The organism is Paraburkholderia azotifigens, assembly GCF_007995085.1.
Taxonomy (GTDB): Bacteria; Pseudomonadota; Gammaproteobacteria; order Burkholderiales; family Burkholderiaceae; genus Paraburkholderia; species Paraburkholderia azotifigens.
On record NZ_VOQS01000005.1, the window covers coordinates 289,755 to 303,315 of the forward strand.

Annotated in this window: 11 protein-coding genes; 4 read left to right on the top strand and 7 right to left on the bottom strand. The window is 59.0% G+C overall.

Features of this window, described 5'->3' with window-relative positions; translation table 11 throughout:
* Positions 1-212 precede the first annotated feature (212 nt).
* A complete protein-coding gene (locus tag FRZ40_RS33025) occupies positions 213-1,388 on the top strand; it encodes a DUF4382 domain-containing protein (protein ID WP_147237017.1) in 1,176 nt (391 codons plus the stop codon).
* 338 nt (positions 1,389-1,726) lie between these two features.
* On the opposite strand, the gene FRZ40_RS33030 is transcribed toward FRZ40_RS33025, so the two are convergent.
* Complete coding sequence (locus tag FRZ40_RS33030) at positions 1,727-2,095, bottom strand: hypothetical protein (protein ID WP_147237018.1); 369 nt, start codon at positions 2,093-2,095, stop codon at positions 1,727-1,729.
* A 305-nt stretch (positions 2,096-2,400) separates the two neighbouring features.
* Here FRZ40_RS33030 and FRZ40_RS33035 point away from each other — a divergent pair, with 305 nt between their 5' ends.
* Positions 2,401-3,264 (top strand): VOC family protein, encoded by an 864-nt coding sequence (locus FRZ40_RS33035; protein ID WP_147238481.1) that lies wholly within the window; start codon positions 2,401-2,403, stop codon positions 3,262-3,264.
* Positions 3,265-3,404: 140 nt separating this feature from the next.
* A complete protein-coding gene (locus tag FRZ40_RS33040) occupies positions 3,405-4,766 on the top strand; it encodes an MFS transporter (protein ID WP_147237019.1) in 1,362 nt (453 codons plus the stop codon).
* Positions 4,767-4,827: 61 nt separating this feature from the next.
* Here the strand turns inward: FRZ40_RS33040 and FRZ40_RS33045 are convergent, their stop codons facing one another.
* Positions 4,828-6,075 (bottom strand): MFS transporter, encoded by a 1,248-nt coding sequence (locus FRZ40_RS33045; protein ID WP_147237020.1) that lies wholly within the window; start codon positions 6,073-6,075, stop codon positions 4,828-4,830.
* Complete coding sequence (locus FRZ40_RS33050; protein ID WP_147237021.1) at positions 6,041-6,325, bottom strand: hypothetical protein; 285 nt, start codon at positions 6,323-6,325, stop codon at positions 6,041-6,043. The genes FRZ40_RS33045 and FRZ40_RS33050 overlap by 35 nt, the downstream gene beginning before the upstream one ends.
* 406 nt (positions 6,326-6,731) lie before the next feature.
* Between FRZ40_RS33050 and FRZ40_RS33060 the strand changes: the two genes are divergently transcribed.
* On the top strand, positions 6,732-7,181 hold the full coding sequence (locus FRZ40_RS33060) for a type II toxin-antitoxin system HicB family antitoxin (protein ID WP_158647060.1): 450 nt from the start codon (positions 6,732-6,734) through the stop codon (positions 7,179-7,181).
* A gap of 197 nt (positions 7,182-7,378) precedes the next feature.
* On the opposite strand, the gene FRZ40_RS33065 is transcribed toward FRZ40_RS33060, so the two are convergent.
* The 4 genes from FRZ40_RS33065 to FRZ40_RS33090 all read right to left on the bottom strand — a co-directional run bounded on the left by FRZ40_RS33065 (position 7,379) and on the right by FRZ40_RS33090 (position 13,515).
* Complete coding sequence (locus tag FRZ40_RS33065) at positions 7,379-7,540, bottom strand: DUF1328 domain-containing protein (RefSeq protein ID WP_147237023.1); 162 nt, start codon at positions 7,538-7,540, stop codon at positions 7,379-7,381.
* A 966-nt stretch (positions 7,541-8,506) separates the two neighbouring features.
* A complete protein-coding gene (locus FRZ40_RS33075) occupies positions 8,507-9,736 on the bottom strand; it encodes an NRAMP family divalent metal transporter (RefSeq protein WP_240057540.1) in 1,230 nt (409 codons plus the stop codon).
* 1,368 nt (positions 9,737-11,104) lie between these two features.
* On the bottom strand, positions 11,105-11,584 hold the full coding sequence (locus FRZ40_RS33085; RefSeq protein ID WP_028368837.1) for a hypothetical protein: 480 nt from the start codon (positions 11,582-11,584) through the stop codon (positions 11,105-11,107).
* A 266-nt stretch (positions 11,585-11,850) separates the two neighbouring features.
* Positions 11,851-13,515 (bottom strand): alpha-amylase family protein, encoded by a 1,665-nt coding sequence (locus tag FRZ40_RS33090; RefSeq protein WP_147237026.1) that lies wholly within the window; start codon positions 13,513-13,515, stop codon positions 11,851-11,853.
* Positions 13,516-13,561 lie beyond the last annotated feature (46 nt).

A 13,561-nucleotide genomic window follows, 5' to 3' on the forward strand; every position in this document is an offset into this window, starting at 1 on the left:
CTGGCTGATCGCCTTAAGCCTGAAACAGCCGCGATTTCGAAAACGGGCACTGTTCCGCAAGTCACGAGGGATAGTAATAGTGATTTACATCCTCATAAGCGCAAAGCACCAGGTATTAGCTCATTCATCTGTTACAGATAATTGCAATTTGCTCAGCAAAGTTACCGTACGTTTCCGTATCCTTCTGCACACACAACAATCAAGGGGGTTATATGAAAACGACAAGAAAACTGCTTTGTCTGCTGGCGTTTCCGCTTGCGCTAGGCGCATGTGGCGGCGGTGGTGGCAATAGCAGCAACGGCGGCACAGGCACACTGCATGTGGCCATGACGGACGCGCCATCCTGTGGATTTGATCATGTGTATGTGACCGTCAACAAGGTACGTGTCAACGCGAGTTCAACGGCAGGCGATACGGACGGTGGATGGACCGATATTGCACTGGCTGCACCACAAAAGATCGATCTTCTTTCACTGACAAATGGCGTGCTGACAGACCTCGGCCGCGCACCGCTTGCTGCCGGACAGTATCAGCAGATCAGGCTCGTACTCGCACAGAACCAGGGAAATGCGGTGGCGAACTCCGTGGTGGTCAGCGGCACAACGACTGAGCAACCCCTCGCGACGCCGAGCGCGAGTCAAAGCGGATATAAGATCATTCAGCCCTTTACGGTTCAGCCAAATACCCTGGTCGATCTCGTGCTCGATTTCAATGCATGCAAATCGATCGTCCAGCGCGGCAACGGCAGCTTTAGCCTGAAGCCGGTTGTGACGGCAACACCGACCGTAGTGAGCGGCAGTATCACAGGTTTTGTCGCGCCGGGCGAAGTGGGCGCCACCGTGTACGCGGAACAAAACGGTCATGTGGTGCGTGGCACGATCGCGGACAGCAATGGCCAGTTCGTCCTGAGTCCGCTGATCCAGAGTTCGTCGAATGGCAATTACGATGTGGTGATCGTGGATAACCGGCAGCCCAACGGACACGCGAATGGCGTGATCCATGCCGTGCCTGTGACGGCGAATGCCACAACGGCACTCTCGACTTCGTCGTCGCCGATCACACTTCCGGTGTCCACAGTCAATACGATCGCGGGTACCGTGACGGCGTCCGCGCAGGCGACCGTGCGCGCGCTGCAAAACGACGGCGCAGGATCGTATGAGGTTGCATCAGCAAACGCCAATCTCGATACGGGTGCTTATGCACTTGCGGTGCCTGCCGCGGCCCCTGTGACAGGCACATACGCGGGTTCGCTGCCCGTCGCGCTGTCTACGGTAAACGGTGTGGCTGGAGCCTATACCGTCGAATCAGATAGCGTAAGTGGCGCGACGCAGTCGACGGGCGTTAATGTGTCTGCCGGCAACCAGTCGGGCATCAACTTCAACTTCTGATTTCGGAGGGCGGGGAAGGTCACAGGGCGTTCCCCGCGCAGCGCATGAAAATAGTGATGATTCTGTTGTCGACCGCGATGGCGGCACTGGCGGGCTGCGCGGTATACGTGCCAAGCGATCCAGGCGTAGTCGTCGTACCGCAAGGCAAACCTCAAGGGGGCCGGGCAATGGATTCTGTCCGCCCGGTCAGGCAAAGAAGGGTAACTGCTAATCCCGGTCGGCGTGCGCGTACGGTGTACTGAAGCACTGTCTCAATGGAGGGAGCGCGATCAGCAGCAACCGCTCCGAAAGTGCCCGCAGGACAGAATGCGTCAATCTCTCATGAGATTGACCACACCTTATTTCGAAGGCTCAGGCCGATTTCGCTCCGCCGTTTCTTCTGGCAGCCGTGGCGAGGTGCAAGCCTGAAGTTCAGCGAGTGCCTTTCTCGCAACTGCCACGGTCTCCTGACATGCATCCGGCTCCTCTGCCTTGGGGCAGCCGCCCACAGCCATTATCTGCGCCAGTGAATCCTGAATTTTCCTGTGCGCGAGTTCGGGAGAACCTGTATCTGCGATCAGACGGGCCAGATTAAAGATGCGGCCTGTCGGAAGCGATACGTAGGCTGGGCAGACCGGTTCTGCTCGAACGATATACGAAGTGAACATCAGCAGCAAAACGGCGCCGGCCGGCCATCGATGATCGAAACGTTTGGGAGCAACTTGCATTGTCGGCGCCTCAACCAACGTCTGATACGTCGCCACCTGTGCACGATCCAGGCGACTCGGTTGATGTGCCTGGCGCCGCAGCAGGAACGTGCTATCGGTGAATGGCCGTAGAAGCAACGATGCCAATCTTGGGAAAGTTATAGCTGCGGCACCTTAGGGTTTGCTTAAGCCAACGCGGACGTTGTTCGTTGCCATCCGTCGGTGTTCTTTCCGTCAGCTTCTGAAGCAGGCAACGCAGTCCACCGCGAAGATTGTGCACATGTCAGGGTAACGCCGCCTATCCTTGAAGATAGGAGAAAACCGTGATGATCAATTTGCACGGACTCACATATGTCCGGCTCGGTACCCGCGACATCGATGCCGCGGCCAGGTACGCCGCCGACATTCTGGGGTTGCAGTTTGTGCGCCGCGACGGTGGTTGGGTCTACCTGCGCTCGGATGGGCGTGATCACACGCTGGTCTACTTCGAGGGCGATCCGGACGATCATACGGTCGCATTCGATGTCGTCTCGGACGAGGCTCTCGAACATGCGGGCATGGTGTTGGAGCAGAATGGATTTCGCGTGCACGTCGGGAGCCGCGACGAATGCGATCAACGTCGTGTACGGAGTTTCATCAGTTTCAATGACCCGTCGGGCAACCAGATCGAACTGGTTCTCGGCCCCTGGCATAGCGGCCGCCGCTACTGCCCGCCGCGCGACGTGGGAGTTACCGGCTTCAGCCACGTGGGTCTGCGGACGACCGATCCTCGACGCGACGAACTCTTCTGGACGAAACTGTGTAACGCGCGGGTGAGCGACTGGATTGGCCCTGCGCCGCTGCTAAGAATCGACGAGGTACATCACCGGATCGCTCTCTTTCCTTCCTCGTTTGCGGGCATTCAACATATCAATCACCAGGTTGAGAGCATCGATGACCTCATGCGTGCCTGGTACACGCTGCGTGAGCGCGGGATACCCATTCGGTTCGGACCCGGGCGACATCCGACGTCGGGCGCGATCTTTCTCTACTTCGAAGGTCCTGACGGAATGACGTATGAATACTCGACAGGCGTTCGCCTGATCAGGCAGGACGAAGAGCCGACATATTGTCCCCGACAGTTCCCGTTCGATTCGACGGGCTTCTGCATGTGGGGAGCCAGACCCGACATCCCGGAGTTTCAATCCTGACGTGCGACTGGGTCGATCGACGATCGCGCAAGAATAATATCGAGGCCACCGGAGACGGAGCCCAGAGTCGTGGAAGCTGGTTTCTGTCGTTACCTTTCTCAAAGAGACGGCTAGCATGTCGCGTCTCCAGGGAGAACATCATGGAGACAACCAGATCGGTCGACGTTCAGGATTTCATCAACTCGCACAAGCTGTCGGCGTATCAGCTTCTGATCGTGGCGCTGTGTTTCCTGGCGGTCGCATTCGACGGTTTCGACACGGGAAGCATCGGCTTTATTGCGCCGGCCATCCGGAAGCAATGGGCATTGAGCGTGCTCCAGCTAGCACCTGTGTTCGGCGGTGGCCTGTTTGGTCTGATGCTGGGTGCGCTCCTGTTCGGCCCACTCGCGGATGCGTTTGGGCGCAAACCCATACTTTGCCTTTCAGTGGCGCTTTTCGGCGTCATGTGCCTGTGGTCCGCGCATGCGGCCTCTTTGCGCGAACTCATCGTGTTACGGTTCCTGACGGGCCTGGGCCTTGGCGGAGCCATGCCGACTGCCATTACGATGACATCCGAATTTGGCCCGGAGAAACAGCGCTCGCTATTGGTGACGACCATGTTCTGCGGTTTCACATTGGGCGGGGCATTGGGGGGCGTGGTCGCATCGCAAATCATTCCCCTGCATGGATGGCAGGGCGTACTGTTATTGGGCGGAGCGATGCCGTTGGCGTTGGTGCCCGTGCTGATATGGCTGCTGCCCGAGTCTGTCCGGTACCAGGCGCTGTCAGGCCGGGAACATGAGCAAATGGTACGCACGCTGCGGCGCATAGCACCGCAGGACGCGCACGACCGTACGACATACACAGTCCTCGAAAACGAGGCGAAGGGCTCTCCAGTCCGCAACCTTTTCAGCAGAGGCGTGATCGTCGGCACCATCTGCCTCTGGCTCACCTTCTTTATGAGTCTGCTGGTGTATTACCTGCTCACCAGCTGGCTGCCGACGGTCATTAACAACACAGGCATCCCGCTGGGTAAGACCGCACTGGTCGCCGCGGCACTGCCGTTCGGCAGCACGGTCGGCGCGGTGGTGATCGGCCGTCTGATGGACCGGTACAGGCCCTGCACGGTGCTCGCAAGCTCCTACATGATTGCCGCCATGTTTATCCTGCTGATCGGCCTCGCTTCGTCGTTGCCGATGCTCATGTTCGCAGTCTTTGGGGCCGGTATTGGGACCGGCGGCTCGCAGACGGGCGCCAATGCACTGGCGGCGGCCTACTATCCGACCTCTAGCCGCGCATCCGGCGTAAGTTGGGCACTCGGCATTGGCAGGGTGGGCTCGATCGTTGGGTCGATGGTCGGTGGAGCGCTGCTAGCCATGCATCTGAGCCTGCCCATCATGTTTGCTCTGGTTGCGGTTCCGACTATCGTGGCCGCGCTCAGCCTGTTTGGGATGGGACACCACGAGGCGGCGCTCAGGTCGTCCAGGGTCGCTTGCCCGCTCCCTGGTCCGGCAGAGCTTTAAGCAACCATCGACGCCGGATTCATGGACGCACTTGCGCCGAAGTTAGTTTCTTTCAAGCGATTCATCTTCCTTTGCGCCATGATGATTCTCCTTCAGGTCTGACCTGACGAAACGCATAGAGCAGCGACAGGTCATACGCGATCTTCAGTGCGCCGCATGCGACGAGCGGTGCGCCGAACCATCCGAGGCCCAGCAGTACGCCGGAAAGGGTGGGCGCGACCGCAGCTGCCAGGCTTCGTGGAACGGCTGTAAAGCTTGCCGCAGCGGGGCGCTCGCCCGGTGTGACGACCGACATGACGTAGGCGCTGCGCGTGGGCACGTCCATCTGGGAGAGTGCGCTGCGCGCAAGAAGCAACGCCAGGGTCAGCGCGAGAGACGGCGAGAACGCGGCTGCAATCAGACACGCGCTTGAGGGAATATGCGTGAAGACCATCGTGTTAAGCAGGCCGATGCGGCGTGACAACGACGAAGCAGCAAGTTGTGAAGCCGCGCTGAGCAGTCCGGCGCAGAAAAAGAACTGACCAGCCGTGCCGGGCGAAAGCCCAAAGCGCTGGATCAGCCACAGGGTCAGCAGCGAGTTGACGAGAAGTCCGCCAGCGAATGCGTCCACGCTGAACAGCAGAGCAAGGCGTGTGACGATTCCGCGCGACGGTCCGAGCGGTATCCGCGGCGTGTCGGTGTTAGGTGGGCATGCAGGCAGGCGCCGGTAAATGAGCCAGTTAACGAAGCCTGCTGTCGCGTAGACGATGAACATTACGCGGATTGCCGCGAGTGGCGACATAGCCGAGTGGACTGAAATCAATTCGGGCAGGCCAGCCGCGAGCGCGCCGAACGCCGCGGACAGACCGCCGACCAGGCTATAGCGCGCGAACAACGCTGTGCGGGCATCACCCGTTGCAGATTCGGCGAGCCTTGCATGTTCGAGCGGAAGGAACAGGCTCACGTCGCCGGAGCTCGGATTCAACGTGCCGACGAATGCGACGACGAGCAGCGGCCACAGCGATGACAGGCCCGCGAACCCGAAACCCGTGGCCGTCATCAGTGCGGCGGCAAAGAGCAGAAGGGTGCGCTGTGCGAAGCGATTGCCTATGAGGCCAACCAGAATCGTCGCAAGGGCTGACCCGAACAGCGTGGTCGTACTGATCAGCCCGACGGCCAGTTGACCGAAACCGAGCGCAAGCAGATAGGCTGGCAGCAGCACGGCGATAAAGCCGTCGCACATGCCGCGAAGACCGCGAGCGACAAGCAGGCTGAAGGCGCCTGGTGCGACATCGTCAGGAAGAAGCAACGTTGACAGCCGTAATGTCATCGCTCGATCTGCCGTATGTCCTGTTGCAGTTGGCGCAATGCAGCCTCGGCGCGCGTTGCGGCTTCGCCCGGGAAAAAGTTCGTTGCGACGATACCAGGGCGCGCGACAGGCATGCGGTGCCGTCACTGTTGGAGATGGCGCCGGACCGTTCCCGTAGCTGTTCCTCGCCTTCTTCGGTGTAGGGCAGCGGTTCGATGCTGTCAGGCAGCACCGCGCAACCTGCGGCCTTCAGCGCACGCTGGAAGCGCATGCATGCGATCGCGTTCTCAGCGGGCAGTGTCAGACCAGGCAGTGACGACGTTGCGCAACTTCACATGTAGTCCATGTTACGAGCATGGTGCAGCGTCTACAAGCGAGCCTTTGGGAATCGCGCATGATGTTCGTAGATTGGCTACCTTCACGTAGCTACGCTGCTTCCGCGATGAAAGCAAAACTCGGCGCGATGGTTCTGATCGCTTCCTCGAGCGCCCGCAATACGTTGCGCCTGAAATGCGGCGGACGTAGAGTGCGATGTCGGCGTTGCTGACGAGCGGGAGAACGTCGTCGGCATCATCCGGGAAGCGGCTGAAGCCGATGCTGGCCGTCACCGCGAGGTTGCGCCCTTGCAATGTGAACGGTCGAGCAAGTGCGCCGCAAGGAAAGCCATCGTCAATCCAATGCGTCAATCCAATGCGAGCTTTGATGGTGATTCGGGCCCGCGCAATGCTTCGTATCACCCATCCGCGAGATTGCGTATAGCGCGGCAAGTCGCTCAACTGGATAAAGATCAAGAGCACCGGTTGCAGAAGGACGGCCGCTTTGGGGTGTGGGAGTGCATGACGGAGGCAATCGTGTTGAGGTACCCGGCGCGCTTTGAACCGGTTGATGGAGGCGGATTCGTGGTGACGTTCCGCGATGTTCCAGAAGCCATCGCTCAGGGCGAAACGATCGAGGAATCCCTGGTCATGGCCGCTAATGCGTTGGCCACCGCGATGGACTTTTACTTTGAGGACAGGAGACCGATACCCGCCCCTTCCGAGGTCGAGAACGGTGAGGAGCCGGTCGCGTTGTCGGTGAGCATGTCGGACAAGGTACTGGCATTCAATAAGATGCTCGCAAAGAAATAATCGGTTAGTGACGCGCGGAGAAGCTGCCGACGCGCCACCAGGGTTTGCCCGGCCATCGGTGCAAACAACGGACGCATTGCAATGCGGGGCGCGGAAGGGCTCTCCGTTAATCGCCGCGCAATAGCGACGAGCAGGCGTGAGTGGCGGCAACGTCACCTCTCATGCTGCTAACGATTCTTCCGCTAGCGCCGCGTCGTTTAGCGCCGCATGAGGCCCATCACCAACGTCACCAGGAAAATGACAACGAAGATAACAAACAGTATCTTCGCGATACTGGCTGCGCCAGCGGCAATTCCGCCGAATCCGAAGACAGCGGCAACGATTGCAATAATGAAAAAGACCAACGCGTAGTAAAGCATTGCATGCCCCTTTTTAAGTTTGGTGCCAATCCGGCGCCCATGCCACGAGACGTGCAAGGTTTGTTCCCAAGCCTTCAGTCGCCGAAGACGCGCAAGTGCAAGTGTGAGCGTCGACGCTGTCAGTGGTCGCGCCGCGTTGAAGCCTCGCGGATTCGATGCGGCCGTGGTCGTTGGACCGATGGAGACGCCTTACCTTCCGCGCAATTCCCCGTGACTTCACATAAGCGTAAGTCGGCGACCTGATGTTCAAGCCGACTTGCACAATCGCCAGCGGCTTGCGGGCAGGCGGATTGCGAAGGCGCCGTAGTCCTTCAATCTGTCGCAGATTTGCCCCAGCATTGGAGACGGAGGACACACCGCGACAAGCAAGGTATGTCCATCCTTTGGGTTCTGGTCTGAACTGCGGACACTGCAGTCCGACCATGGTTCGCTGTACCAGTTTGCGTGGAATATCTCCATCTGTTCGCCGTGTCCCGCGTATTCCGCCCGGTCCACCTCGCGTCCCTGCCACGCGTCATTCCCACAGTCGGCGAGATGAACTATCGGAAACAGGAACACTTGCGTGGGATCGGGCAAACACCCGGATTCGAGAAGCGACCTTCGCGCGTCACGAGCGTCACGAAATGAGCGAAATATCGCGCTCAAATGTCCATCGGATTTCACGACATCTTCCATTTCACTGCCTTCACAATCGCGTACCAAACCTGGAAATCCCTATCGCTGTACCTGCGATACGTAGATTCGCGCAAGAGGAGTGCCCAGACATGCTGCGCTTTCTCGATGCGGCAAGGGCTACCGATTCGGAACCCGTGTCGGCTTCAAAGCATTTCATTGCCGGGACCTGAAGGCCTCATGTTGCAACCGCACAGGGCAGCAGGGAGCAGGCAAACCCTCGCGAGGTGTCGAGGAGACGTCCCGTGGTCGGTTGACTTTCATTGACCCGCCATTGAGCCTTCGCCTTTCTCGTCAAGTCGGCCAGAACATGCCGATCGCCGCCACGATCATCGCACCCGTTGCCAACCACCCGCTCCACAGCAACGCGCCCTTCACGGCGAATTTTCCCATCACGGAGCGGCTGCCCGCCATCAGCATCACGAGCGTCATGATGGGGACGGCCGCGATACCGTTGATGACGGCGCTCCAGTACAGCGCCTTGATGGGATCGAGATGCATGAAGGTGAGAGCAACGCCACCCAGGATGGCGACGGCAATGACCGCATAGAACTGCTTCGCGAGATTGACCTGCAAGGCGAGACTGTTTCGCCATTTCATCGCGCCTGCCGTCGCATACGCTGCCGATCCTGCAAGGACCGGCAACGCGAGCAACCCAGTGCCGACAATGCCAAGACTGAAGAGGGCGAACGCAAGTTCGCCGGCAATTGGTTTGAGCGCGCTAGCAGCGTCAGCCGTCGTTTTCACCTCCACATGGTGCGTATGCAGCGTCGCGGCGGCCGATAGCATGATGAAGAACGCAACGGCGTTCGACAACGCCATCCCGACCCAGGTATCGATGCTGATCCGCTTGAGCTGGACGCTCGCCTGCATCGGCGCACGCAATAGCGGTTGCTGGGCCGGGTGAGAACGGATCTCTTCGACTTCCTGAGACGCCTGCCAGAAGAACAGATATGGGCTGATGGTCGTACCGAACACCGCGACCACCGTCGTCAGGTAGTCCCCGGAGAAGATGACGGGTGGCCTGACGATACTCAGTCCTACCGCCGTCCAGTCAACCGGGACGACAAAGACCATGGCCACGTATGCGAACAGCGCGAGTGTCAGCCACTTCAGGAAACGCGCGTAGCGCTCGTAGGTAACGAAAACCTGCAACAGCAGAGAACCTGTGCCCAGAATCACGACGTAAAGCTGGACAGGCCCGCCGAGCACGAGCTTTGTCGCTGCGCCCATGGCGGCAAGATCCGCGGCGATATTGATCGTGTTTGCGACGAGCAGCACCATCACGGCGGCATAGAGGATGGGCGCCGGATAGTGACGACGAAGGTTTGTCGCCAGTCCGCGACCAGTGACCCGTCCGAGCCGCGCGCTGACTGACTGGATCGCGACCATGAGCGGGTACGTGAGCAACATCGTCCAGAGCAGGCCAAATCCAAACTGCGCGCCCGCCTGTGTGTACGTTGCGATCCCGCTGGGGTCATCGTCAGCCGCACCCGTTATCAATCCCGGACCGAGGCGTTTCATCCATGATCGCTCCGCCTCGTCCTCGACAACCAGTTCAGGTTCGGATTGCCCGTTTTCGTATGTCTTCATGGTCTCTACCTGTCATCGTGCGGGGGAATGGCTCAACGTGTTCCCGTTATCGCGGAAAAAGCAGGTTTCGTGCCGCTGCCGAACGCGTACAGATATTCGCTGCGGGAAAGATTGAATTGCGCACGGAAGTTCTCGACATCGTGAATGCCTCCGATCGGGCGATTGAAAGTCGATCACATCGTTTTTCCAGATGTTCGAGCAAGCAGCTGTCAGGACTACAACCGTAAAAGGCGGGCTGGGTATTGGACTCCCGATTGCGCGGTCGCTGGTTCTAATGCGCGGAGGGACAATCGGGGGATACAGCGAAGGTCGTGTGCGTCCAGCGCAGTTGCGCGGCCGACGAATTGTGGCGACCGCGGCAGTACTTTTAGCGTTCGGTTACCGAAGTGCGACGCACCGGAAGACACGGTTCCCATCGCCAGTCGAACGCGCTTGATGCCTGAGTTCTCTGCACCGTGTCCGCATGCTCGCCGAATGATGTAAAACAAAGTGCCGTGATTGCTGAAAGTCCATCTGTCATGGATGGACCTCGGCGCGGAGCGCGCGAATGCGTTTCAAAATGGCTATGAGAACATTTGCTCGCGTCTGGCGCAGACAGAAACCGGCGGATAGCGACAGGGTATTTGTCTCGCATTTTTCGAAGCGCTTTCGTAACATGTACTCTTCACGCATGCTTATCGAAGGGCGGGCGAGCATCAGTCAACCTCGCTTCCGAATGGGGAAAGCGCCGGGCAATTTGCGAATGCCGGATATCGCATCGTCTATGTTCGTCCCACAAACGAAATGACTGAGACAACAAGCCGACGAGTGGGGAAAGGCAACCATAGCAAGATCAACCGGTCTTTGATTGAGACCAGGTACGCCGTCGAGTTGGCGCGTGGCGCTTCAGTGATTGCCAGTACCCTTACGCAGTCTTCGCTGATGCAAGCTATTGGAGAAACCCTGTCTTCTTTTGTAGCAGACAATGGAAGCGGGGATCTGGATGGATTCGTCGAAGTCCTTCGTAACAGGTTAATCCAACGAAACAGGACGGATGCGGCGGATACCCTTGAAAACTGGAGGCCATTCGAGCCAAAGTAGAGAGTGACGCACGGACATAACGGGGAGTGTTTGCGCATCGACTGACTATTTCGGAAGGTCGCCCTCTAAGCCTGTAGTCACAGCACCGCGAAATTGCACTGGCAAAAACGATCGCGCGTTTGCCAATAGCGCGCCCCAAAGTGAGAGAGAGCGATGCAACAGCCGACAACACCCCTTCTGGCGTGAGGGGCGGAGCGGCGCCGCTCGCCCCATTCGGTATTACTGCTTCTTGGCAGCATCGATCTTTTGATCGGCGGCTTTCTTGTTCGCATCGTTCTGCGCCTCGACCTTCTCCTTGTCGGCTTTCGCCTGAGCAACGTTCGCATCATTGGCGGCGTCGTGTTTCTTGCGGTCCGCCTTGGCCTGAGCATCGTGCTTCTTTTTATCGGCCTTGGCCTGCGCGCGCGCTGCATCTGCACGAGCATCAGACGCCTCGGCCGGCGTCGTCGCCTTCTGCGTTTTTGCCGCCTTCTTGTCGGCGTCTGCCTGAGCAGAAGCCTTGTCTTCGTTCGCCGACGCCTGAGCCTTGTCGGCGTCGCTTTGAGCTTCGGCCTTCTTCTTGTTGGCCGTCGCCTGCGCTTCGCTCTTTTCGCTGTTTGCCTTCAATTGCGCCTTGCCGGCGTCCGACGACGCCGCAGTTTGAGCGAACGCCGTGGAGACGAGCAATACGGATGCAAGAGCCGCGATAATTTTCTTCATGATCTTCCTCCCGTTGAAATGCATGGTTATGTCCAGTACTGTTCAAACACATCCACCGTTCTCCTGGCGAATCAAGCCAGAAGGCTTCTATGCAACGGCGGTTGCTCTCTCCGAGCAACCGGCATGCCGCAGAGAGGGCGTCAGCACATTCGCAGTGGATTTTTAATGCCTTAGGCGAATTCTGCGATCCGACTGGCGCGTTATAACGCCCGCGGCGTCAGCAGATTGACCAACGCCAGCGAGCGTGCACGGTTCACGCGGCGAAGTCAGACCTCGGTGCGCCTGAGAAGATAATCGAGCCCACCGACGCGAAACCACCGGTACCCGTAGGGCTCGAGCACGACTGTGTGACGGCCGTCGTCATCCGCCTCACTGTGATCGTCGGAGAGAAGATTGATCAGCCTGTCGCCATCCGGCTCGATGCAGCCCGAGCGGAATTTCACGGTGTTCGGCTGCGCAGCGAAGTTATGTAAAAACAGCACCGAGTTGTTGCGCCAGTGATAACTCAACGCCAGCACATCGTCTCGCGACGTGCGCAGTACTTCGAAGTCTCCCCAACTGATCTCCGGTACCTCCCGGCGCATGCGGATCATCCGCTCCGTCCAGTTGAGAAACGATTCCGGGTCGCGCCGCTGCTTCGCCACGTTGACGCGTTCGAAGCCGTAGGGACCCCTGGAGATGACGGGAACGGGCGGCTTTGGATGTTTGGTGAAGCCGCCTTGCGGCTCACTCGACCATTGCATCGGGGTGCGCGCGCACTCGCGCTCGGGACGACGCAGGTCGTCGCCCATGCCTATTTCGTCGCCATAGCGGAAAACAGGCGTTCCTGGCAAGCTCAGCATGAGGCTATAGGCGAGTTCAAGGTGGCGTCTGTCGCCCGCCAGCATCGGCGCCAGCCGGCGGCGTATGCCGCGCTCGTACAGTTGCATGTCGGGCTCAGGCGCGAACGCTGCGAACACCGCCGACCTCTGTCTGGGCGTGAGGCGGCCCAGGTCGAGTTCGTCGTGATTGCGCAGGAACACGCCCCATTGCGCGCTCGATGGCCGCGGCTTCGTCGCGAGCAGCGCGTCTTTCAGCGGTTGGGTATCGCCCGTCGCAAGCGCATAAAACGTGTTCTGGTTGACCTGAAAGTTGAACATCATCGGCAGGCGCTCACCCTCGTCGCCGAAGTATTGAAGGTCTGTATTAGGCAGCACGTTGGCTTCCGCGAGGATAATTGCGTCGCCCTCCCGCCACTGCAAAAACTCGCGAAATGTCCGCAACATGTCGTATTGCTCAACGGGTTTGCGGACCTTTGGGCCCTTCGTCGCAATCACGAAAGGCACGGCGTCCATGCGAAATCCCGACACCCCGAGCTGGATCCAGAAGCCCATGATCTTCAGCAGTTCGGCCTGCACATGAGGATTGGATGTGTTGAGGTCCGGCTGAAAATCATAGAAGCGATGAAAGTACCAGCGCCTTGCGCGCTTGTCGAAGGTCCACGTCGACTTCTGAACGCCCGGAAATACCACGCCCCGCTTCGCATTGGGCGGCCTGGTATCGGACCACACGTACCAGTCGCGATACTTCGAATCGGGATCGCTGCGTGCTTGCGTGAACCAGGGGTGCTGATCCGATGTGTGATTGACTACCAGGTCGATGATCACGCGCAAGCCGCGCTGGGCGCACGCGTGCGTGAATTCCGAGAAGTCGCCGAGCGTGCCGTACTTCGGATCGACGTTGTAATAGTCGCTGACGTCATAACCGTTATCGCGCCCTGGCGACGGATGAAAGGGCATGAGCCAGATGGTCGTTACGCCAAGGCCTTGCAGATAGTCGAGCCTGCGCACGAGCCCCTGAAAGTCACCCACACCGTCGCCATTCGCGTCCATGAATGTACCTACGGAAAGGCAGTAGATGATGGCGTTCTTGTACCAGAGGTCGTTGAGCATTCGATTCGCGCGCGGCGTCCAGAAGATCGATCGTGAAGAGGAACTG